Origin of the sequence: Nocardia salmonicida NBRC 13393 (assembly GCF_001613085.1) — a bacterium.
In the GTDB taxonomy this organism is placed as follows: domain Bacteria; phylum Actinomycetota; class Actinomycetes; order Mycobacteriales; family Mycobacteriaceae; genus Nocardia; species Nocardia salmonicida.
The window spans coordinates 76,294-97,420 of the sequence record NZ_BDBR01000011.1 but is presented as its reverse complement, the minus strand read 5'-3'; the positions used below and the strand labels follow the sequence as shown (position 1 = coordinate 97,420).

Genomic DNA, 21,127 nt, shown 5'->3' with positions numbered 1-21,127 from the left:
TTGGTCGACAAGGTCGGCCCGGCGTGTCGGAACAGACCACGCCGGGACCGATCATGTCATCGAAGGTGCTGGTCAGTCTGCACTCGCGCTCTTTTTGCCGAGGACGGAGTGTCGACGGCCATAGGCGAAGTAGACGGCGAAGCCGATGGCCATCCAGATCACGAAGCGCAGCCAGGTTTCCACCGAGAGGTTCACCATCAGCCACAGGCAGGCCGCGACGGCCAGGATGGGGATGAAGGGGACCAGCGGGACGCGGAAGCCGCGGGGCAGGTCGGGGCGGGTGCGGCGCAGGACGATGACGCCGACCGAGACCAGCACGAAGGCGAACAGCGTGCCGATGTTCACCATTTCCTCCAGCGTGCCGAAGTCGACGAAACCGGCCAGCACGCAGCAGATCACGCCGACGATGGCGGTGAGCCGCACCGGCGTGCCGCGCTTGCCGGTGTGGGCGAGTCGGCGGGGCAGCAGGCCGTCGCGCGACATCGCGAACAGCACGCGGGTCTGCCCGAGGAACAGCACCATCACCACGGTGGTGAGGCCGGCCAGGGCGCCGATGGAGATGACGTTCTTGGCCCAGTCCACGCCGAGGATCTGGAATGCCGTTGCCAGCGTGGCATTCTCGCCGGACAGATCGGTATAGGGCACCATGCCGGTGAGCACCAGCGTCACCGCCACGTAGAGCACGGTGACGATCAGCAGCGAACCCAGGATGCCGCGCGGCACCGCCTTCTGCGGGTTCTTGGTCTCCTCGGCGGCGGTGGCCACCACGTCGAAACCGATGAATGCGAAGAACACGATGCTGGCCGCGGCGAGCAGGCCGTACCAGCCGAAGTTGGTGTCACCCGCGCCGGTGATGAGTTGGAACAGCGTCTGGTGCAGACCACTGGCGCTTTCCTCGGCGGGCTGCGACGGCGGGATGTAGGGGCTCAGATTGGACGCCTTGAAATAGGTGATGCCGAGAACGAGCACCAGCGCGATGACCGCGAGCTTGATCGCCACGGCGACCGCCGACACCCGCGAGGACACCTTGGTGCCGACGGCGAGCAGCACACCGAGCGCGGCGAGCAGTAATACCGCGCCCCAGTCGAAGGTGACCGAACCTAATTGCACAGTGGCGGAATCGAATCCGAATACCGTGCCGAGATACTGCGACCAGCCTTTCGCGACCACCGACGCGGCGAGCGCGAATTCCAAGATCAGGTCCCAGCCGATGATCCACGCCACCAGTTCCCCGAAGGTGGCGTAGGAATAGGTATAGGCACTACCGGCAACGGGCACGGTCGAAGCGAATTCCGCGTAACAGACCGCAGTGAGACCACACGCTATCGCCGCGAAAACGAATGCCAGCGAGACCGAAGGCCCGGCCAGATTGCCCGCGGTTCGCGCGGTGAGCGTGAAGATGCCCGCGCCGACGACAACGGCGACACCGAAGATCGTGAGATCCCAAGCCGTCAGATCTTTCCGGAGTCTGGAATCGGGATCATCGGTATCGAGAATCGACTGCTCGACGGATTTGGTGCGGAACAACCCGCCCCAGCGGCTGGGCGATCGGCCCACGCCTGGAGCGTCCTGCGGTGTCGGCACGGTATATCTCCTTCTGCTGCGAAAAACGTAATCGGGGATTACCCGGAAATCAGGTCAGTGCACGCCCTGCATGCGGCGCTTGATCCAGGGCGCGCACGCGACAACCACGAGACCGGCCACGATGGCCGCGGCGCCGCTGAACCCGAAGTAGGCCGTCTCGCTGTCGGGGCTGTAGAAGCGGGCGAGCGTGCCGGCCATCGACGTACCGATGCCGACGGAGAAGAAGTACAGGGCCATCATCTGCGAGCGGAACGCGGCGGGCGCGAGATGGGTGGTCACCGCGAGACCGATCGGCGAGAGCAGCAGTTCCGAGACCGCGAAGCCGCCGAGGATCAAGAAGACCGCGAGCACCGGTACGGTCTTGCCGTCGAAACCGCTGAGCAGCGCGAACAACCAGAACGCGATGCCCATCCCGATCACGCCGAGCGCGAACTTGATCGGCGTGCTCGGCGCGCGATTGCCGAGTTTGGTCCACATCAGCGCGAACAGCGGCGAGAGCGCGATGATCCACACCGGCTCGACCGAACCGATCCAGCTCGCCGGGGCCTCCCAGCCGAAGATCCGCCAGTCGACGCGCTCGTCGGAATAGACCGCGAGCATGGTGAACATCTGCTGGAACAGCGACCAGAACACCGCGTTGGCGATGAACAGCGGGACGAACGCGACCACCCTCGTCCGCTCCACGTGCGTCACCTTGGCGCTGCGCAGCATCACCGCGAAATACACGACCGAGGCGACCACGATGACACCGGTGGTGACGTCGGAGAGATTCTCGAGGGTGATCAGCTTCGTCAGCACGGCCACCAGCACCACGACAGCCGCGACGGTGACGCCGATCAGTACCGGGGTGAGCTCGCGACGGGTGAGGGGATTGGGCACCTCGCGCCCGTGGGTGCCCAGGTTGCGACGGAAGATCACGTACTGGGCCAGACCGAGCGACATACCGATCGCCGCGGCGCCGAAAGCCACGTGGAATCCCCACTCGCGCTGCAACAGGCCGGTCAGCAACGGGCCACAGAACGCACCGATATTGATGCCGAGATAGAAGAGCGTGAATCCGCCGTCGACCCGCGCGTCGGTGGGCGCGTAGAGAGTGCCGAGCAACGACGACGCGTTCGCCTTCAACCCACCACTGCCGAGCGCGACGAGGACCAGGCCGACGCCGACGCCGGTCAAGCCGGGCAACACCGCCAGCGCGAGGTGTCCGGCCACGACCACGACACCGCCGTAGAAGACCGTCCGCTCCATCCCCAGCACCCGGTCGGCAATCCAGCCGCCGAGCACGGTGGACAGGTAAACCAGGCCGCCGTACGCGCCGACGATGCCGAGCGCGGTGCTCTGGGCGATACCGAGGCCGCCCTCGGTGGTGGAGTAGTAGAGGTAGTAGCCCAGGATCGTGAGCATGCCGTAGAAGGAGAAACGCTCCCACAGCTCGACGCCGAACAGGTTGGTCAATCCGATGGGGTGACCGAACACGGTCCGTTCGGCCGCCTTGTCGGCAGGGTTCGGCGGGTCGCCGAGCCGGGTTTCTTCGGTGGACATAAGGGAACGATCCCACGTCGAAACGGTGGACAGCAATTTTCCCGCATCGTCGCGGCTTCGGCGTGCCGAACCCGCCGGGCCGTCGCGAACACCTCCGGCGGGGGCGCCGACACAAGGGGGCGTACCGCCGCGAACACCGCGGCGGTACGCGGGGAGAGGAGCGCTGCGCCAATTAGGCTGTGGTGACCGGACTCCCGCGACGGACGAGGAACCAGACGTGCTGACAGCCCAAGTAACCGTCCCCGTGCGGCCGGAGAGGGCGTTCGCGACCCTGGCCGACGGCTGGCTTTACGCGAGCTGGGTGGTCGGCGCCTCGCATATCCGCGAGGTCGACCCCGGCTGGCCTGCCGTCGGCAGCCGCATCCACTACCGCTTCGGGCTGTGGCCGGTGCTTATCAGCGATACGACGGTGGTGCGCGCGATCGACCCGCCGCACCGGCTCGAGTTGGAGGCGCGGCTGTGGTCGGTCGGTTCGGCGTTGATCACGCTCACGCTCGCCGAACAATCCCCGGGGCACACCACGATCCGGATGGTCGAACGCGCCGGGAGCGGACCCGCTCAGTTGATTCCGGGAGTAGCACAGGATCTGCTCTTCTCGGCGCGTAACCAGGAATCCCTCGATCGGCTGGCCGCTTTGATTCGTGCGCGTTCGCAGAATGAATGACTCACAGGAATTCCGACCGGTCCGTATTTCTCGATAGCGAGTATTTCGCGCTGAAATAGTTGCGCGGAATTCTCTGTCGCTGTGTTCGATCTGCGCAATTGGTTTAGTCTCTACCGATTAACTGAATGCGTAGATCAGGGGAAAAGCGCGTGCTTCATATCGAGCACTTCAATAATGGCTGGATGAATCCGGTGCTGGCCTTCGGCCTGTCGTTCATCGGTTCGGTATTGGGGCTACGGTGCGCGGTGCACGCCAAAGCGTCGTCGGCGCCGCTCGGTTGGCTCATCGCCGCGGCCGTGGGGCTGGGCGGAGCGGCCATCTGGGTCACGCACTTCACGGCCATGCTCGGGTTCAGCATCGGCGGGGCGCCCATCCGCTACGACGTGCCGTTGACGCTGTTCAGTGCGGTGATCGCGATCGTGGTGGTGCTGATCGGGCTCACCATCGTCACCGGTGGGGGCAACGAGTGGGTGACACTGCCCTTCGGCGGCGCGATCACCGGGCTTGGGGTGGCCGCCATGCATTACCTGGGGATGTGGGCGATACGCGCCAGAGCCGTCATCGAATACGAGCCCGCGCTGATGGCGTTGTCGATCGTGATCGCCGTGGTCGCGGCCACGGTGGCGCTGTGGTTCATGCTGCACGTGCGCGGCCTGCTGATGACAACAGGCGCCGCGCTGGTCATGGGAATCGCGGTGTGCGGCATGCACTACACGGCGATGGCGGCCATGCGCGTCCACCACGGCGACCCGATGACCGTGGTGGACGGTGTCACTCCGGTGCAATTGCTGCTGCCGTTGATCGCGACGGTGTCGTTGGTGGTCACCGGATTGGTGATCGTGGTCGGGTTGGGCGAGTTGGAGGTCGGCGAGAGTCGACCGGACTGACGGATTAACGCCGTGGCCGAATATTCGGCCACGGCGGTATCCATCAGCTCGGCTGGGGTAGCTCGCAGTCATCGACCTTCGGATTGGCGCCCACATAGTTCAGTGGGCCCGCGATCAGGGTCACCGCGATGGTGCCGAGGGTCGCACAGTTCTGATCGCGTTCGGTGTAGTAACCGCGTTGACCCGCGGCCAGTACTCCGATCAGCAACCACACCAGTACGACGATCGAAATGATGCGAGAACTACTGCCTGTCATGACCGGTCCTCTACTGCTACTTCGACGGATTCTGCGCATGGTCAGTAGTAGTGTCGTCGGCCGCCGACTGCACGTCCTGTGCTGCCGATCAATGCCAGCGCTACGCCGACCACCAGGAGGATGACTCCCACCGTGTTGAGGAGGGGGATGCCGAAAACGAGTCCGGCTATGAGAAGTACTGCGCCGAGAAGAATCATCAGAGCTCACCTTGTTCGGTGTCGGGACTGTGGAATACCGGTGGGCACCCACATAGGCCGTTTGCCCGGTTTTTCCGATCCGAAACAGGCTGTGCCGCAAGAGACCAACTGCCGTGGCCGACCAGGTCGGCCACGGCAGTCGGGTGAATCAGCGGGCGAAGATCGGCAGCGCGGCCGAGCCCGTCGAGACCGGGCGCGGGGCGCTCGAGCCGAGGTCGGCGTCGAACGAGCCGGTGCCGCTGCCGACGTCGACCGAGCCCATCGAACTACCGGTGGGCGGGCCGAGCTCGACCGAACCGGAGGGGAGCAGGTCCCAATCGGCGCTGCCGACCGCGTTGGCGGTGCCGCCGGCGCCGAGCAGGGTTCCCGCGGCGAGCACGGCCAGCAGGCCTGCCCTGGCGGCGGTGGATTGACGGATGGACATGGGTGATACCTCCGAGCGCTTCGCTGTGATAGCACCCAGACGGTAACTGAAATACGGTGATTTCACACCGGATCGGCGTGGTCGGCTACGACTGCGGCCGCTGACCCACTTCCATCTGCACGCGATAGCGGTCGGCCCGGTACCAGCTCTGGGTGTGCTCGATCGGCACCTCCGCGCTGAACGACACCCGGTCGAAATGCAGTACGGGAGAGCCCTTCTTGATGCCGAGTAGGGCCGCGACACCGGCCTCCGCGGCTTGGGCGTCGACCGTCTGCACCGCTCGTTCGATGGGCCTGCCGTAGCGATCGGCCGTGGTCCGGTAGATCGACGAGGTGAGGTCGTGTGAGATCAGACCGGGGACCAGTTCGGGGTTGAACCAGGCGTCGTCGACGCTGACCGGATCTTCGTCGGCCAGGCGCAACCGCCGCACGTGGTAGGCGAGCGCGCCCTGGGGCAGGCGCAGCCCGCGGGCGGTGGCCTCGGGCGCGATCGCTTCCTCGGCGACGAGCACCAGGGTGGTCGGATGGTGGCCGAGCGCGCGCATCTCCTCGGTGAAAGAGGCCAGGTGCAGCCGCGATTGCACGGGCCGGTGCGCGACGAAGGTGCCCTTGCCGCGAACCCTGACCAGATACCCTTCGTTGACCAGCTGACCGACCGCTTCGCGCACGGTGATCCGGCTGACGCCGTAGTCCTGCATCAGATTGCGCTCGCTGGTGAGCAGATCGCCCGGTTGGAGCTCGCGCGTGCACTTCTGGAGCAGAATCGCGCGCAGCTGTTCGTGTTTGGGCACTGCGCTGTCGCGCAGCGGTGCGGGCATCGCCAGTGGCTCCTTTTTCCTGGTAGGCCGACCGGTCCCTACTGGTCCTATCCGGTTGATTCGAGAATACGCGACCGGCGCCCGGGAACCCAGAGATCTATGCCCGGCTCAGCGGATGCCCGGCGTGCGTGGGTCGGTGCCGACGCATCCCAGGATGACGCATCCCGGTGGCGAATCCGCGAACGGGGCCTTCGGAGTCTCGCCGAGGCAGTCGAGGAAGTTGCAGCCGGGGTAGGCGTACGGGCCGACGCCGAGGGTGCCGAAGAAGGCATCGGGCCGCGCGATCATCGGGTCGGTCACGCTCACCCATGTAGTCCTCGGAGATCACCTGCTGGGAATTCCAGCGGCCCCGATTGCCCACGAGCAGACCGAGTTTCGCGAAGTCGTCCGGCGGCAGGATCAAATGTGCGTGGCCGTAGGTGTTTCCGGCGCGGTCGCGGGCCCAGTCGCTGCGGGCAATACCCAACGGGTCGAACAACTTCCGCTGGGCGAAGGACTGGAAGTCCTCGCCCACCGACTGCTGGATCACATAGACCAGCAGGTCGACAGCGCGCTGGCTGTAGCGGAACATCGTGCCCTGCGGGCGTTCGATCGGCATCGCGAGTGCTTGGGCGACGACATTGGGATCGAGTTGGGCCAGTCCCGTCGCGCCCTCGGCGGCGACGGCGACTTCCATGCCGGAGGACTCGGTGAGCAGATTGCGCACGGTGCCCGGCATCGTCGAGCCCAGGGGGCAGATACCGGCCGATCGGCTCTGCACGTACCCCTCCGGATGGTGTGTCGGGAGGGGAATCGTGAACGATCACGTTCTTGTTACGAGGCGATCAGCTGCCGTACGGCGTGCACACCCCGATCGCGGTGTCCTTGGACGTGTTGAAAGTGTCGATCACACCGTTGAGTTCGTCGGTGGGCGCCCTGCGTTCGAGGGTGTCGGCGAGTGTGTTGGTCTTCTGGATGTAGTCGCGCAGCGGCACGGACAGATCGGCGATCACGTCCCCGGTGATCTTGCGGTCGAGGTCTTTGGCGCTGTTGCGCAGGGTGGTGACCGCGTCGGTGGCCTTGGCATCGGCATCGGGCGCCTGATCATTGGAGGCCGCGATGTAGGCGTTGAACGAGGTGACCGAGGTCTTGTTGGCCGAGCGCAGGCCGTCGCACGCCGTGTCGTTGGCCGCCTCGATCTTCGCCGCCTTCGACGACGAGGCCGCCGCCGACGACGCCGCCACCTCGGAGGTGTACGAGGCGAGCTCGCTCTGGTTGACCTCGGCGGTGCCCGGCACCTGCTTGGAGCAGGCGCCGATGAAGATCACTCCGGTCGCGGTGGCCGCGAGCGCGGTTCCGAGCCCCAGCCGTTCCAGTACTCGCATTTCTCTCTCCTGCCTCGAGACTGCAGGCACCGGTTGGGCCGGAGCCGAACATATCGACCGTACTGGCTACTTCCGGGTGACGTCAGGTCGCGGTGGCGATTTCGATGACGAACCGAGACGCGGCGCCGGAGTGTCGTGCCCGGCGCCGCCCCCGCTCAATTCTGCGCGAGCATGCCGCGCATGGTGGCGATCTCGGCCTCTTGATCGGCGATGATCTTCGTCGCGAGCTGCCGCGACGGCGGATTCACGCCGACGTTCAGCTCGGTCTGGGCCATCCTGACCGCGCCCTCGTGGTGGGCGATCATCATCTCCAGCCACTGCCGGTCGAAATCGGCGCCGTTCGCGGCTTGCAGACCGCCCATCTGCGCGTCGGTCATCATGCCGGGCATGGCGTGCCCGCCGTGCCCTTCGGTCGCGCTCGGGGCGGGTTTGCCGAAGCCGACGAGCAGGTCGGTGATCTGCTGCATCTCCGGCGCCTGCGCCTTCTCCACCTGAGCGGCCAGCGCGATGAGCTGCTGGTTCTGGGTGTGACTCGGCACCATCTTCGCCATCTCGACGGCCTGCGCGTGATGCGGGTACATCATCTGCAGGAAGCTGACGTCGGCATCGTTGAAGTCGGTACTCGCGGCAGCGCTGGTCGTGATGGTGGTGGAGTGCTCGGTGGTGTGGGTGGCGGTGCTGTCATCGCTACAACCGGCCGCGAGCAAGACGGTGGCGGCTGCGGCGACGAGGATATGGGTACGGCTGATGGACATGGTGATCCTCCTGGGGATTCGGGTGAGGTGTCGAAACTGGCGAGGCACGAGAAGTGCCACGCCTGTCAGATCCGCAGAATCGCCAGTTGGGAAAGGGTGAGGACGGTCCATGGTGGTGGGCGCGTCCGTCGGCCGCGCCAGGCCCTCGACGGGTGCCGGGTGGCCTCGGAGGTATCGCCGAGGCGGTAGAGCAGGACCAGGGTCAGTGCGATGGCGAGCGCGGCCAGGACGAAAACACAGGCGTGGACGGCAGCGTGCTCGTGGCAGCCCGCCGCGCCGCAGCCCGTGTGCGGGTCGGACGGAGCGACGACGGGCAGCATCGGCGATGCTTCGGGCAAAGCGGCGGCGTGCTCGGTCGCGAGGATCGTGGCGTGCTCATCGGTCGGAGCCGCGGGCAGGTGGTGGTCGGGCGCTGCCATGGTGGGGACCGGTGCTTGTGGAGCCGGGCCGTGCGCACTGTCGCTCGCGTGGGCGGTGCCGAAGACCGCGGAGTGCATGGCGACGATTCCGGCCAGCAGCATCAGCACAGCGAGCGCCCTGGCAATGCCGGGTGCGCGCGCGGGCGGATGCGGGTCCATCACGGTAGCCAGTCTAGCGATCGTCAACGCGATACCCGGTAGGGGTAAGGGCTACTGGGTGGCGATGTCGACGACCAGGCGCGGGGGATCGGCCAGGGCTGTCACGGCGAACGGCGGCTGATCGGCGTCGAGGCCGATGAACGACTGCGTGACGCCTTCGTAGACCAGCTTCTTGTAGACCCCGGTGATGGCCGGCGTGCTCGGATCGGTCACCGGGTCCGGCCCGTCGAACGGGGGGACGACCGAGTCGAACGGGTACGCGGAGCCGAGGATCCGTACCTCGAGAATCGAGCGGCCCGCCACGTCGACGGTCTTGCCGCTGCCGTCCTGCACCGCTTGATCGGTGTAGGACACCTGCCACCCGGGAGCCCCGGTGCCACCGAGGGCGAAGACCACGCGGTCGAAGCCGGGCTGCCGGCCGAGCCGGATATCGGTGACGGTGAGCGCCGCATCGGTGGAGGCCGCGCCGGACTTCGGGCTCGCGTCGGTGGGCACCTCGCCGGTGGCCTCCGCGAACCTGCTGGCGGTGCTCGTCGTTGTCGGTGGAGTCGCGGCCGGTGCGTCGTCGGTGCCGCAGCCGGACACCGAAACCGCGGCCGCGGCGATCAGCACGAACACGAGGGCGTTGCGCATGTGCCTGATGCTACGCAGGGACGGCGGCGTCGTGGGCGAAGGAGCACGGGGTGTGTTCGGCTACGGAAAGTTTGCTGATGGCCCCGGAATAGGAGCTGTTCCGGTTGGCGCCCGCAGGTCGCGGCCCGGATTTTCGCTGAACGCGTACCAGTTCGGTAGTTAGCGCCACCTGCGGTGATCGGTTGCGGCGCGGAGTCGGTCGACGATCGCGTCCGAAGCATTGGGGAAGAATGGAATTCGGTGGATCCGCGAATTCGGAGCGATCTGCAAGGGCCTCGCAAATCGATGGAACCCGTTACCACTCAGTGAAATACATCCGACGAAGACCCGTCGCGAGTCGCCGCTATGGCGGATAGCGGGCCCGGATGTGACGGTGGGGCAACGATCTAGCACACTTGCCGGGTGGACAGTGTTGACGACGTATTCGACCGACTACGCCGGTATCCGGATGTGGAGGCGCCGAACCTCTATGCCGTCGATGCCGCCGACCGACTGATCCTCGACACGGCAGCCGACGCCCTCGCGGCCGCGGGTAGCGGTGATGTTGCGGTGATCGGCGACGCCTACGGTGCGCTCACGCTCGGCCTGGCCGCACAGCACGGACTCGCCGGTATCCGCGTCCATCAGGACCTGATCACCGGCGAATCGGCGCTGGCGGCCAACGCCAAGACCCTCGGGCTCACCGATCGCTACACCACCCACGCCCTCGACGCCGACCTGCTCGCCGGCGCGCGCGTGATCCTGATGCGGTTGCCGCGGATGCTGTCGGGTGTCGCCGAGATCGCCGAGGCCATCGCCCGCTACGCCGCCGACGATGTGGTGGTGTTCGCGGGCGGTCGCGACAAATACCTCACCCCGGCCATGAACGAGGTACTCGCCGAATTCTTCGCCCAGGTCCGCGCGGGCCGGGGCAGGCAGAAGTCGCGCGTGCTCGTGGTCGGCGAACCGCTGCCGGTGGGCGAACCCCGGTTCCCGGTGCGCGAGCACGTCATCGAGATCGACGGCGATGTCGTCGCGTTCGGTGCGGCGTTCTCCGGCTCGCGCCTCGACATCGGCACTCGCTTCCTGCTCGAGCACATGGACCGGATGAAGCCCGACGCGCGCGATGCCGTCGATCTGGGTTGTGGCACCGGCATTCTCGCGGTCGCGCTGGCCAAATCGCGGCCGCACATCCGGGTGGTCGGCACCGACCAGTCCGCCGCCGCCGTCGCCTCTGCCAGGGCTACCGCCGTGGCCAACGGTGTCGCCGACCGGGTGACGGTGGTGCGCGACGACGCCATGTCCTCGGCCGCCGACAACAGCGCCGACCTTGTGCTGTGCAATCCGCCGTTCCACGTCGGGGCAGCAGTGCACACCGGTTCGGCGATCAAGATGTTCGTCGAGACCGGGCGGGTGCTGCGGCCGGGCGGTGAGTTGTGGACGGTGTACAACTCGCACTTGAACTATCGCGGCGTGGTGGAGCGGATGGTGGGTCGCACCGATGTGATCGGCCGGAACCAGAAGTTCACGGTCACGCGGTCCGTTCGTGGTCTGCGCGACGTACAACGATAGGACGACCCGAAAGCGGTAGAGTCCGATTTGTCCGAACGGGCCCGTGGTGTGGTCATCGACCCGATCGCTGGGAACTTTGTCCGATCGTGACGCGTTGAACAGGGCAGTTGGAGCTTCTGCAGCGACTCGTAACTCCAGGAAAGGCGCACGGTGCGTACCTCATCGAATCCGGTGTTCAAGAACCTTCCCCGCCAGGAAGGTGTCGGCGGTTACGCGAACTTCGGTTCGGGCGTAGCCGGCGCGGGCCAGCTCGGTAACCAGCAATACGGCGAATACGGGCAGCAGTACGGCCAGCAATTCCAGCAGGCCCCTGCCACCCGCGCGATGACCATCGACGACGTGGTCACCAAGACCGGCATCACCCTCGCGGTGCTGACCGTCTCGGCGATCATCTCCTTCGCGCTGTCGAGCGCGAACCCGTCGCTGGCCCCGCTGTTCGTCATCGGCGGCGCGATCGTCGGCCTGGTGCTCGTCCTGATCGCGACCTTCGGTCGCAAGATGGACAACCCGGCCATCGTGCTGTCCTACGCGGCCTTCGAGGGCCTGTTCCTCGGCGCGCTGTCCCTGATGTTCACCGACGTCACCTTCGGCGGGGTGGGCGGTAGCGCCCTGATCGGCCAGGCGGTGCTCGGCACGTTCGGCGTGTTCTTCGGCATGCTCGTCGTCTACAAGACCGGCGCGATCCGCGTTACCCCGCGCTTCACCCGCATGCTGATCGGCGCGATGGTCGGCGTGCTGGTGCTGATGGTCGGCAACCTGATCGCGAGCTTCTTCACCGACGGCGGCTTCGGCCTGCGCGACGGCGGCGCGCTGGCGATCGTGTTCAGCCTGGTCTGCATCGCCATCGCCGCGTTCAGCTTCCTGCTGGACTTCGACGCCGCCGACCAGCTGATCCGCGCCCAGGCCCCCGAAAAGGCCGCGTGGGGCGTGGCCCTCGGCCTCACCATCACCCTGGTCTGGCTCTACGTCGAGATCCTTCGCCTGCTGAGCTACTTCCAGCGCGACTGATCCGATCACGAAAAAGCGGCCCACCTCATCGAGGTGGGCCGCTTTTTTCGGTCTATCTCAAGGCTCAGCTCAAGCGCTCGAGGACCAGCGCCATGCCCTGGCCGCCGCCGACGCACATGGTCTCCACGCCGAACTGCTTGTCGTAGGTCTGCAGGTTGTTCAGCAGGGTGGTGGTGATGCGGGCACCGGTCATGCCGAACGGGTGGCCGAGCGCGATCGCGCCGCCGGAGACGTTGAGCTTGTCCTCGTCGATCTTCAGCTCACGCGCCGAGCCGAGCACCTGCACGGCGAAGGCCTCGTTGATCTCGAACAGGTCGATGTCGGAGACCGACTTGCCTGCGATCGCCAGCGCGCGCTTGACGGCCTCGACCGGGCCGAGGCCCATGATCTCGGGCGACAGGCCGGAGACGCCGGTGGAGACGATGCGGGCCAGCGGGGTCAGGCCCAGTTCCTTGGCCTTGGTGTCGCTCATGATGACCAGCGCCGCGGCGCCGTCGTTGAGCGCGCAGCAGTTACCGGCGGTGATGGTGCCGTCGGGACGGAACACCGGCTTGAGCTGGCTGACCGCCTCGTAGGTGACGCCGGCGCGCGGGCCGTCGTCCTTGCTCACGATCGTGCCGTCGGGCAGGGTCACCGGGGTGATCTCGCGCTCGAAGAACCCGGCCTTGATGGCCTCTTCGGCACGGTTCTGCGAGCGCACGCCCCAGCGGTCCTGGTCTTCGCGCGAGATGCCGGTCAGCGACGCCACGTTCTCGGCGGTCTGGCCCATCGCGATGTAGGCGTCGGGGAGCAGGCCGTCCTGACGCGGGTCGTGCCAGACACCGGCGCCACCTTCGGCGGCCTTGGCGGTGCGGGCAACGGCCTCGTCGAAAATGGGGTTCCTGGTGTCGGGCGAGCTGTCGGCCGAGCCACGGGCGTAGCGCGAGACGGTCTCCACGCCCGCGGAGATGAACACATCACCCTCGCCTGCCTTGATCGCGTGGAAGGCCATCCGGGTGGTCTGCACCGACGACGCACAGTAGCGCTGCACGGTGGTGCCGGGGACGACATCGAGGCCGAGCTCGATGGCGATCATGCGGCCCATACCGAAGCCACCCTCGCCGGCGGGGGAGCCGGTGCCCAGGATGATGTCGTCGATCTGCGTCGGATCCAGCGAAGGCACCTTGGCCAGCGCGGCACGAACCATCTGCGTGGTCAGGTCGTCCGGGCGCATTCCCGCCAATGACCCCTTGACGGCACGGCCGATCGGGGAACGGGCGGTGCTGACGATGACGGCCTCGGGCATGAGGACTCCTTTTCGCATTGTTCGACGTGAACGGCTGTTTACATGCCGGTCATTCTCGAATCTACGTCTCCAGCTGCCCCACGGGAAGAGCAGGGCGGTCGCGCACCTGCGCGATCAGCACGGGAAGCAGCTGCGCGGCGGCCAGTTCGTAGCCCGCCGCGGACGGGTGGAATCCGTCGGTGGCGAACAGGGTTTCGGGTGCGGCCCGGAACTCGGACGCGACCAGCGGTGAACCCATCGGCACCGCGATACCGCCCGCGATCGTGGTCGCGACCGTCTGCGCCTTGGCCAGTCGCACACTCCAGTTCGCGACGATCGTGCGCAGGGGTTGCTGGATCGCGGTGACGGTGCCGAGGTTCGGGCAGGTGCCGACCACCACCAGCGCGTCGGCCTGACACAGCCGCGATACCGCTGCCGCGAGCCTGCCCGCAGAGGCCCGGATGGAGTGCTTCTTGGTGATGTCGTTGGCGCCGACCAGGATCACCGCCGCGTCCGGCGGTGGGCCCGCGACGAACATCGCGTCGACCTGTCCGGCCAAGCCCTTCGAGGTGGCGCCGGAGATCGCTTTGGTACTCAACCGGATTCGCAGGCCGGTGGCCTCGGCCAGACCGCGGGCCAACCGCACTCCCGGCACATCGGCGGCACCGAGACAACCGAGCCCCGCCGCGGTGGAGTCGCCGAAGATCATCAGGTGCAGGTCGACCGGCGTGTTCTTGCGCCATGGCTCGGGACAGGTGGCACCCGGCGCGTACACGCCGTCGGCCTCGGGCGGTTTGGAGGTGTCGCGGCCGATCACCGCGCGCGCCGCACCCGCCTGCGTCATCAGCAAACGATAGGTCGCCCAGGAGACCGTCCCGGCGCTCGATCCGGCGAGCACCGTCGTCGCTCCGGTCACGACCGCGGTCCGCCAGCTGATTCGAGGTGCGCTCACATCCGAAAATTCTACGACGCGGGTTCGCCAGTACCCGACGAGTTACCCATGTACTCGCGAAATCAGAGGTTCTGCAACGATGGAGGAATGCGCATCGCGGATCATGTGGTCGACCTCATCGGTAACACCCCCCTTGTTCGGCTGAACTCGGTGGTCGGCCCCAACGCGGGTCTGGTGGCCGCGAAGGTCGAATACCTGAACCCGGGCGGCAGCTCCAAGGACCGGATCGCGGTCAAGATGATCGACGCCGCCGAGCAGGACGGACTGCTGAAGCCGGGTGGCACGATCGTCGAGCCGACCTCCGGTAACACCGGTGTCGGCCTGGCGTTGGTCGCCCAGCAGCGCGGGTACAAGTGTGTGTTCGTCTGCCCGGACAAGGTCAGCGAGGACAAGCGCAACGTGTTGCGTGCCTACGGCGCCGAGGTCGTGGTCTGCCCGACCGCCGTGCCGCCGGAGCACCCCGACAGCTATTACAACGTCTCCGATCGCCTGGTCCGGGAGATCGAGGGCGCCTGGAAGCCCAACCAGTACTCGAACCCGGGCGGTCCCGACAGCCACTACGAGACCACCGGTCCTGAGATCTGGGCCGACACCGAGGGCAAGGTCACCCACTTCGTCGCGGGCGTCGGCACCGGCGGCACCATCTCCGGCACCGGCCGCTACCTCAAGGAAGTCTCCGGCGGCAAGGTCAAGATCATCGGCGCCGATCCGGAAGGCTCGGTGTACTCCGGCGGCACCGGTCGCCCGTATCTGGTCGAGGGTGTCGGCGAGGACTTCTGGCCCTCGGCGTACGACGCGTCGATCCCCGACGAGATCATCGCCGTCTCCGACGCGGATTCCTTCGAGATGACCCGGCGCCTGGCTCGCGAGGAAGGCCTGCTGGTCGGCGGTTCCTGCGGTATGGCCGTGGTCGCCGCGATCGAGGTCGCCCGCCGCGATCCCGACGCCGTGGTGGTCGTGCTGCTGCCCGACGGTGGCCGCGGTTACCTGTCGAAGATCTTCAACGACAAGTGGATGAGCTCCTACGGCTTCCTCCAGACTCCGCTGGAAGCGGGCCCCGAACCGCTGGTCGGCGACGTGCTGCGCGGCAAGTCCGGCGCCCTGCCCGACCTGGTGCACACCCACCCGTCGGAAACCCTGCGCGACGCCATCGAGATCCTGCGTGAATACGGCGTGTCACAGATGCCCGTCGTCGGCGCCGAGCCGCCGGTCATGGCGGGCGAGGTCGCGGGCAGCGTCACCGAACGCGACCTGCTCTCCGCCGTCTTCGAAGGCCGCGCCAACCTCACCGACTCGGTGGCCCAGCACATGAGCCCGTCGTTCCCGCTGATCGGCTCCGGCGAACCCCTCTCCACCGCCACCAAGGCGCTGTCGGATTCCGACGCCCTGATGGTCGTCGAAGACGGCAAGCCCGTCGGCGTCATCACCCGCCACGACCTACTCGGCTTCCTGAGCACCGGCACGATCGGCCACTGAGTAAGCCGGATGCCGACCCACGCCTGCGGGTAGGACGCTTATATGGCCAAAAGTAAGATCACGGTGACAGTAGATAAAGCGGTGGTCGAGCAGGCACGCAGGCTCGGCGACTCCCACCTGCCCGCGGTGGTGAACGCCGCGCTGACTGAGCACGTCGAGCGCATGGCTCGCAACGCGGCTTTGGGTGATCTACTCGATGGCTGGGATTCCGAATTCGGCTCGGTCTCCGACGATGACATGCGTTATGCCGCAATGGCGTTCGATGAACTCGACGGTGCAGTGGGCGACTGACGAGAGATCGCGTGACACTGTCGATCGTGCTCGATTCGGACGGGCTGTCCGCCCTATGCGAGCCGAAACCGCCAGCTCGTTTGCGGGCGCTGCCGGCCGAAGCGAAGGCGCGCGCCGCCGAGGTGCTGGTGCCCGCGGTCGTCTGCGCGGAGGTGTGCCGAGGCGTGGCCCGAACCCGGCGGGTCGAGACCCTGGTTTCGCGCAAGCCACACGACCACCCGTGGCAACGCCCGGTGGCGATAGTGCCCACCGACTTCGACATGGCCAGGCTGGTCGATGCCATTCTCCACGGCGCACAGGTCGGTAGTCGCTACCTGTCGGATGCCCACGTTGTGGCGCTGTGTTCCCGGTATGGCGGCGGTCTGGTAATCACCTCTGACCCGGACGACATCCGCCAACTGGCAGCAGCCGTCCCCTCTGCTCGGATCATCGTCCGCACTCCGGACTGAACTCCCAGAGCGAGCGAGTCAGCCGCTCTTGGCAAGTGCTGGCGCGCAAGCGTTTCCGAGAAGTGTCGTTCAACGTCAAGGAGTTGACAACCTGCCTGGACGTCCGAGAAGGTGGGGTTGAGATTCTACGGAGACAGGTCTGGACAAGCGGGGGGATTGATGGCGATTCGACGTACCATGCCGGCATCGTGTGGATTCTTCGAGGTGTGGTGATGGCGACTGGCGGCTGGTTCAACCACTATGACGATCCCGACGAGTTCTGGGACGAAGAGCCACTGACAAGACCTCAGGCCACCCGAAGCACGCAGACACACACACCGGATCGACTGTCTGACTCATTCCGAGGCGAACAGGCTTATCGATCGGATGCAGATGCCGATTCTCGTGATGACCACCGATACCAGCGACTGGACCCATCTGTAGCGAGTCCTGTCGCTAGTGACCTCGATAGTCGCCCCGGCGTAGATTCCGGCGACTACCAGGGCTCTTCCTTCGCAACGATTGAAGTCGACCGGGGGCTCTTGCCGACTCGAGTTGAATTGAGCCGCCAGTGGAACCGCTACATGAATCCCGCTGAGGCTGGCGACGAGCTGATGCGCGCCTATAAAAAGGCGGTGGCAGACCACGTTAGACGGAGCATCGCTGCTGGAAAGCTTCTGACAGGCGAGTTCCGGCACGCATGTCCTGTCCCCGATGAGCGCACAGTCACGATGCTCCTACTCGAAGCCGGAAGTTGGGCTGATTATCGGGAAACTCAGACCCGCATTTTCACTCGAGGTGTCTTCGAGGTCCATGGTCGAGCACTAATTGACAATAGACCGATCGTGTCGATGACGGCGGACTGTTTTCAAGTGAAGTCTATGCACGTGTGGGTCGGGTGGGGGCAGCAAGTCGACCCGATCCAAATTAGCGACGAAGTGTTGTTTTGCGCGGACCATGTCCGCAGTCTCCGCCCGACCTTCAAGGTCAAGGGGGATTACTCACGGTACTCGGATGAGGATCTCGAGTATCAACATATTCGACATCGAGATAATCTGATCCGGGAATTGGGGGTATAAAAAGATGGGTGCACCAACGCAACAAGCCGTTTCGGTCGCAGTCAGTGCTGTGCGGACCGCCGCGACCAACTGGGACGAGGCAATTGGAGAATTGGAGACTGCGAGGCTGGCTGCCGATAAGGCCAAGTTTACCAATCTTGAGGCCGGTGTATTCATTCTTGCGTACGAAAAATATAAAGACGTTCCAGACTTTTTCGTCAGTAGAATGGCCGAGGGAAAGCAAGTGTTCGCTGAAATTGCTAGTACCTTACGCTATATCGCGGACACATACGAGGCGGAGGATGCACGCAACGAGCATGCGATCCGCAATCTATACTAGTGGGGGGCCGATAGGGTGGCAGAAGATAAGAATCCACAGACCCGAACAGACTTGAATGCGAATGCTGAAACAATTAAGACCAAGATGGCGGAGTTGGAGAAGAAGCCCGGTGAGGTCAACGATGCCTTCGGTGATATCGTATTGGCCGTTCGCCTTACCGGATGGGTGGGCGGTGGTGTGCTTGGACCACTTGGTAACGTCGCGGGAGGGTTGGCCGCCGAAGACACTATCGACAGGCTTTGGGAGGAGCGCGATAAGGTTCTCGACTGTATAAGTAAGGCAGTCGAAAAGCTGAAGGAACTGATAAAAGGCATATTTGTGCCCGTCACTTTCATCGACTATGCCAATTCATGGCGAGACGTCGCTAGTGCCGTAACTAATGCTGGAACCCAGATCGACGAGACCAAACTGAATGCCAATTGGTCTGGTATCGCTGCGGAATCGTATGAAAATTCTCGACAGCGGCAAGCGAAACCGTGCTCACAGCTGGCAATTCCGGCTTCATGTGAAACTATAGCATTGGCACTCGAGGCTGTTGCGATTAAAACATTGACGCTTTACCGGGAAATTGTTGAATCGATTCTCTCGTTCATTTCGAGTATTGCCGAGATTGTTGCTGCTGCTGCTACCGGCCCCATCGCGGCGGCGCAGACCGCGGACATCGTTGCCAGTATCGGAAATATGTACAATGCTATTGCTTTGGCGATCGGAAGCATTGCCTCATCTGCTCAGGAAAGCATTATTAGCGGAAATCAGATCGCACAGGCCAGCTCGGATATCGACGGGCTGCCGGAAAACAAGTGGCCATCCATGGTTGTCGACGGCACCGAGAAGTTTGATGATGCGACGGTTACTGACGGCACGAACAAATGGTCGGTAAATTCTGACAGGCGCACACAGTGAGTATAATTATGGGGCGCGTTGGCGCTGCGGCGGCAATAGTTGCAATTTTTCTCTTGTCGTCGTGTGGGCTCAATTCTGAGAAAAAGCCTGGGATGACAGAGTCGAGTCATACTCGTGGCGAGCAATGCGATCGAGCGCTGGGCTTCTTCTCGAAAGAGCTTGGAATCCCCTCTGTGGATATAGAATATGGATCCGAGGCGCCCTATGAAAAGATTGGACTAGGGGCTCACTGCACCATTACACAGAGTGATCTTGCAATAGGGCAAACGCGCCTACGGGCAATGTTGCCGAACGAGTCGGAGCCGGCCTTGCTCAAAGGCGACCTGAGCTACATTCCTCAGTCTGGGTACAACGAGAAGGTGTGGATAAAGTCGACAGCAAGCGCGGTGTACATTGCTACCAAGGTTGATGGCTGGCAGGGCACTCTCACCATCGAGACGGTTCAGATCAAAACCGGTGAATCGAAGTTCAAGGTATCCGACCAGCAGATCCGATCTGCGTCTCAGTTTCTGATCACTTTGACCAAAGAACTCGGGGCGCAGGGCTGAGGACCAAGCTAACAGGAATCTTGGGTGATCCAGCGAGGAGGAATATGCGCCTAGCTGATCCGCGACCCGCCGATTCGTCGGTAAACCCAGTAGCTGTCGGCATATCGCAATCTCGATCGTAAGTGGCACGATTGGAGCACGGTCCGGGATCGATGCCGGGAAGTGGCGCTCGCTGGAGGTGGTGATGGCGCTTCAGTCCGTAACCTGAATATTTTGCCGGAAGCGCCGGTAGCGGAGTGGCCGACCGATGCGGTGCAGACCGCGTTGGAGCGGGGCGATCTCGACGATTGGCGCCGGATAGGTCAGGAATTGCGCCGTGACCCATGGAGGCGCATCGTACGCAGGCTAGAAGAGGTTCTGTCGCCCTCACGGAGTGGCCGAGTTGATGGAAGGCCTGCTCGAGAGGGCACGGGAGCGTTCAGAGGCCGTCGAGCGCAAAGGCGGTCGCCGACGAAGTGCGGCAGGCGGTCGCCGACTCCGGGTTGACCAGTGCTGAATTCGCGGTCGCCATCGGCACTTCCGGCTCGCGGCTGTCCACCTATATGACGGGCAAAGTTGTCCCGTCCTCGACATTGATGGTGCGGATTCGTCGCGTCGCCGATCGATATCGATCCGTTGCTTGATCGGACTCTCGCCTACTCGGTTTTCTGAGCACCGGCAGCATCTGAGGCTCGACGTACCGTGGGCGCGGTGCGGATTTCGGCGGCGAGTCCCTTCTTGGCCGCGGCGGTCCGGATCGCGTCCACCACCAGGAGCAGCGCGGCTCGGCCCGCCGAGTTGGTGCGGTAGGCCAGCGAGACCGTCCGGGTGAGGGGGTCGCCGAGCGCGACGATGTCCACCCCGGGCGGGCGTAACGCCAACCCCAGGTCCGATACCAGCGTGACGCCGAGTCCGGCCGCGACCATCGACATCGCGGTCGCCTGCTCCTCCAACTCGTGGTCGATGCGCGGCCGCAGCCCGGCGGACTGGAACGCCAGCCGCGCCGCGTGCCCGAAGTGCGACCGGGCGGGCGCGATGATCCACGGATGTTCGGACAGCTCGGCCAGTGTCACGCTGGCCGCGGGCACCGCACCGGCGGGGACGGCCGCGTGGATCCGTTCGACGCCGATGACCGCTCGCTCCAGGCCACGGTCCCAGGTCATCGGATAGTTCGAGTAGTCCAGCACGAACGACAGATCGAGCGTGCCGTCACGGACGGCCGCGGCCGTCGACTCCGGCGCGAGCTCGGTGGTGCGTACCAGAATGCCCGGATGCGAGGCGGCGAGGGTGGTGAGCGCGTCGGGGAGCAGGCCGGAGGCCACCGACGCCCACACCCCGGCGGTGATCTTCGCGGTCACCGATCCGCCCGCTTCCTCCAGCGCCTGGGTCGCGCGCTCGACCGCGGCCAGGATCTCCTCGGCGTGCTCGGCGAGCACGATCCCGAGGTCGGTGAGCTGCACGCGGCGCCCACGTCGTTCGAACAGCCGGGTGCCCGCGTCGCGTTCGAGCTGTGCGAGCTGTTGGGAAACCGCCGACGCCGTGTAGTGCAGAGCAGCCGCCGCGGCCGTGATCGTGCCGCGTTGGTGTAGCTCGTGCAACATTCGCAGCCGGGCCAGAGACAGGTCCAT

The 21,127-nt window shown here is 65.1% G+C and carries 26 protein-coding genes; 12 read left to right on the top strand and 14 right to left on the bottom strand.

Features of this window, described 5'->3' with window-relative positions; translation table 11 throughout:
- Positions 1 to 72: 72 nt before the first annotated feature.
- Both NS1_RS13575 and NS1_RS13570 read right to left on the bottom strand, forming a co-directional pair.
- Entirely contained in the window at positions 73 to 1,584 is a 1,512-nt protein-coding gene (locus NS1_RS13575; protein WP_062984717.1) for an APC family permease, read from the bottom strand.
- 54 nt (positions 1,585 to 1,638) lie between these two features.
- Positions 1,639 to 3,126, bottom strand: a complete 1,488-nt coding sequence (locus NS1_RS13570; RefSeq protein WP_062984706.1) for a peptide MFS transporter — start codon at positions 3,124 to 3,126, stop codon at positions 1,639 to 1,641.
- Between the two features lie 217 nt (positions 3,127 to 3,343).
- On the opposite strand from NS1_RS13570, the gene NS1_RS13565 reads away from it, so the two are divergent.
- Positions 3,344 to 3,790, top strand: coding sequence for an SRPBCC family protein (locus NS1_RS13565; RefSeq protein ID WP_062984697.1), 447 nt, complete (start codon positions 3,344 to 3,346; stop codon positions 3,788 to 3,790).
- A 182-nt stretch (positions 3,791 to 3,972) separates the two neighbouring features.
- Positions 3,973 to 4,677: an MHYT domain-containing protein gene (locus NS1_RS13560; RefSeq protein WP_255284521.1), complete on the top strand. Its 705-nt coding sequence runs from the start codon at positions 3,973 to 3,975 to the stop codon at positions 4,675 to 4,677.
- A 43-nt stretch (positions 4,678 to 4,720) separates the two neighbouring features.
- On the opposite strand, the gene NS1_RS13555 is transcribed toward NS1_RS13560, so the two are convergent.
- The 9 genes from NS1_RS13555 to NS1_RS13520 form a co-directional block, all read right to left on the bottom strand.
- Positions 4,721 to 4,933 carry a hypothetical protein gene (locus NS1_RS13555; protein ID WP_056813745.1) on the bottom strand — a complete coding sequence of 71 codons (213 nt, stop codon included), beginning with the start codon at positions 4,931 to 4,933 and terminating at the stop codon, positions 4,721 to 4,723.
- A gap of 41 nt (positions 4,934 to 4,974) precedes the next feature.
- Positions 4,975 to 5,130 (bottom strand): DUF6131 family protein, encoded by a 156-nt coding sequence (locus tag NS1_RS40780; protein WP_165610278.1) that lies wholly within the window; start codon positions 5,128 to 5,130, stop codon positions 4,975 to 4,977.
- A gap of 148 nt (positions 5,131 to 5,278) precedes the next feature.
- Positions 5,279 to 5,554: a hypothetical protein gene (locus NS1_RS13550; RefSeq protein ID WP_056813742.1), complete on the bottom strand. Its 276-nt coding sequence runs from the start codon at positions 5,552 to 5,554 to the stop codon at positions 5,279 to 5,281.
- Between the two features lie 85 nt (positions 5,555 to 5,639).
- The gene (locus NS1_RS13545; RefSeq protein ID WP_062984689.1) at positions 5,640 to 6,371 is read right to left on the bottom strand and encodes a GntR family transcriptional regulator; all 732 of its coding nucleotides are present in this window, start codon (positions 6,369 to 6,371) and stop codon (positions 5,640 to 5,642) included.
- 97 nt (positions 6,372 to 6,468) lie between these two features.
- A complete protein-coding gene (locus NS1_RS13540; RefSeq protein ID WP_255284520.1) occupies positions 6,469 to 7,131 on the bottom strand; it encodes a serine hydrolase in 663 nt (220 codons plus the stop codon).
- Between the two features lie 64 nt (positions 7,132 to 7,195).
- On the bottom strand, positions 7,196 to 7,735 hold the full coding sequence (locus NS1_RS13535; protein WP_062984684.1) for an Rv2240c family protein: 540 nt from the start codon (positions 7,733 to 7,735) through the stop codon (positions 7,196 to 7,198).
- 155 nt (positions 7,736 to 7,890) lie between these two features.
- A complete protein-coding gene (locus NS1_RS13530; RefSeq protein WP_084503704.1) occupies positions 7,891 to 8,490 on the bottom strand; it encodes a DUF305 domain-containing protein in 600 nt (199 codons plus the stop codon).
- Positions 8,491 to 8,555: 65 nt separating this feature from the next.
- Positions 8,556 to 9,071: a hypothetical protein gene (locus NS1_RS13525; RefSeq protein ID WP_157125203.1), complete on the bottom strand. Its 516-nt coding sequence runs from the start codon at positions 9,069 to 9,071 to the stop codon at positions 8,556 to 8,558.
- A 48-nt stretch (positions 9,072 to 9,119) separates the two neighbouring features.
- A complete protein-coding gene (locus tag NS1_RS13520; protein WP_062984680.1) occupies positions 9,120 to 9,701 on the bottom strand; it encodes an AMIN-like domain-containing (lipo)protein in 582 nt (193 codons plus the stop codon).
- A gap of 402 nt (positions 9,702 to 10,103) precedes the next feature.
- On the opposite strand from NS1_RS13520, the gene NS1_RS13515 reads away from it, so the two are divergent.
- Together NS1_RS13515 and NS1_RS13510 are read left to right on the top strand one after the other, a co-directional pair.
- Positions 10,104 to 11,252: a class I SAM-dependent methyltransferase gene (locus NS1_RS13515; RefSeq protein ID WP_062984678.1), complete on the top strand. Its 1,149-nt coding sequence runs from the start codon at positions 10,104 to 10,106 to the stop codon at positions 11,250 to 11,252.
- 150 nt (positions 11,253 to 11,402) lie between these two features.
- Positions 11,403 to 12,260 (top strand): Bax inhibitor-1/YccA family protein, encoded by an 858-nt coding sequence (locus NS1_RS13510; RefSeq protein ID WP_056813723.1) that lies wholly within the window; start codon positions 11,403 to 11,405, stop codon positions 12,258 to 12,260.
- A 64-nt stretch (positions 12,261 to 12,324) separates the two neighbouring features.
- Here the strand turns inward: NS1_RS13510 and NS1_RS13505 are convergent, their stop codons facing one another.
- Together NS1_RS13505 and NS1_RS13500 are read right to left on the bottom strand one after the other, a co-directional pair.
- Positions 12,325 to 13,545 carry an acetyl-CoA C-acetyltransferase gene (locus NS1_RS13505; protein WP_056813720.1) on the bottom strand — a complete coding sequence of 407 codons (1,221 nt, stop codon included), beginning with the start codon at positions 13,543 to 13,545 and terminating at the stop codon, positions 12,325 to 12,327.
- A 61-nt stretch (positions 13,546 to 13,606) separates the two neighbouring features.
- A complete protein-coding gene (locus tag NS1_RS13500; RefSeq protein ID WP_062984676.1) occupies positions 13,607 to 14,476 on the bottom strand; it encodes an SGNH/GDSL hydrolase family protein in 870 nt (289 codons plus the stop codon).
- 87 nt (positions 14,477 to 14,563) lie between these two features.
- Between NS1_RS13500 and NS1_RS13495 the strand changes: the two genes are divergently transcribed.
- The 8 genes from NS1_RS13495 to NS1_RS42400 all read left to right on the top strand — a co-directional run bounded on the left by NS1_RS13495 (position 14,564) and on the right by NS1_RS42400 (position 20,143).
- A complete protein-coding gene (locus NS1_RS13495) occupies positions 14,564 to 15,952 on the top strand; it encodes a cystathionine beta-synthase (RefSeq protein ID WP_062984674.1) in 1,389 nt (462 codons plus the stop codon).
- A 42-nt stretch (positions 15,953 to 15,994) separates the two neighbouring features.
- Positions 15,995 to 16,243 carry a hypothetical protein gene (locus NS1_RS13490; protein WP_062984672.1) on the top strand — a complete coding sequence of 83 codons (249 nt, stop codon included), beginning with the start codon at positions 15,995 to 15,997 and terminating at the stop codon, positions 16,241 to 16,243.
- An 11-nt stretch (positions 16,244 to 16,254) separates the two neighbouring features.
- Positions 16,255 to 16,692: a type II toxin-antitoxin system VapC family toxin gene (locus NS1_RS13485; protein ID WP_062984670.1), complete on the top strand. Its 438-nt coding sequence runs from the start codon at positions 16,255 to 16,257 to the stop codon at positions 16,690 to 16,692.
- Positions 16,693 to 16,727: 35 nt separating this feature from the next.
- Positions 16,728 to 17,750 carry a hypothetical protein gene (locus NS1_RS40015; RefSeq protein WP_157125202.1) on the top strand — a complete coding sequence of 341 codons (1,023 nt, stop codon included), beginning with the start codon at positions 16,728 to 16,730 and terminating at the stop codon, positions 17,748 to 17,750.
- A 4-nt stretch (positions 17,751 to 17,754) separates the two neighbouring features.
- Positions 17,755 to 18,069, top strand: a complete 315-nt coding sequence (locus NS1_RS13475) for a type VII secretion target (protein WP_157125201.1) — start codon at positions 17,755 to 17,757, stop codon at positions 18,067 to 18,069.
- A 15-nt stretch (positions 18,070 to 18,084) separates the two neighbouring features.
- Positions 18,085 to 18,972: a hypothetical protein gene (locus tag NS1_RS40010; protein WP_157125200.1), complete on the top strand. Its 888-nt coding sequence runs from the start codon at positions 18,085 to 18,087 to the stop codon at positions 18,970 to 18,972.
- Positions 18,973 to 19,064: 92 nt separating this feature from the next.
- The gene (locus tag NS1_RS40005; protein WP_157125199.1) at positions 19,065 to 19,520 is read left to right on the top strand and encodes a hypothetical protein; all 456 of its coding nucleotides are present in this window, start codon (positions 19,065 to 19,067) and stop codon (positions 19,518 to 19,520) included.
- A 455-nt stretch (positions 19,521 to 19,975) separates the two neighbouring features.
- A complete protein-coding gene (locus tag NS1_RS42400) occupies positions 19,976 to 20,143 on the top strand; it encodes a helix-turn-helix domain-containing protein (RefSeq protein WP_373864334.1) in 168 nt (55 codons plus the stop codon).
- A 12-nt stretch (positions 20,144 to 20,155) separates the two neighbouring features.
- Here NS1_RS42400 and NS1_RS13460 read toward each other — a convergent pair whose 3' ends face one another.
- Entirely contained in the window at positions 20,156 to 21,127 is a 972-nt protein-coding gene (locus NS1_RS13460; RefSeq protein WP_084503702.1) for a LysR family transcriptional regulator, read from the bottom strand.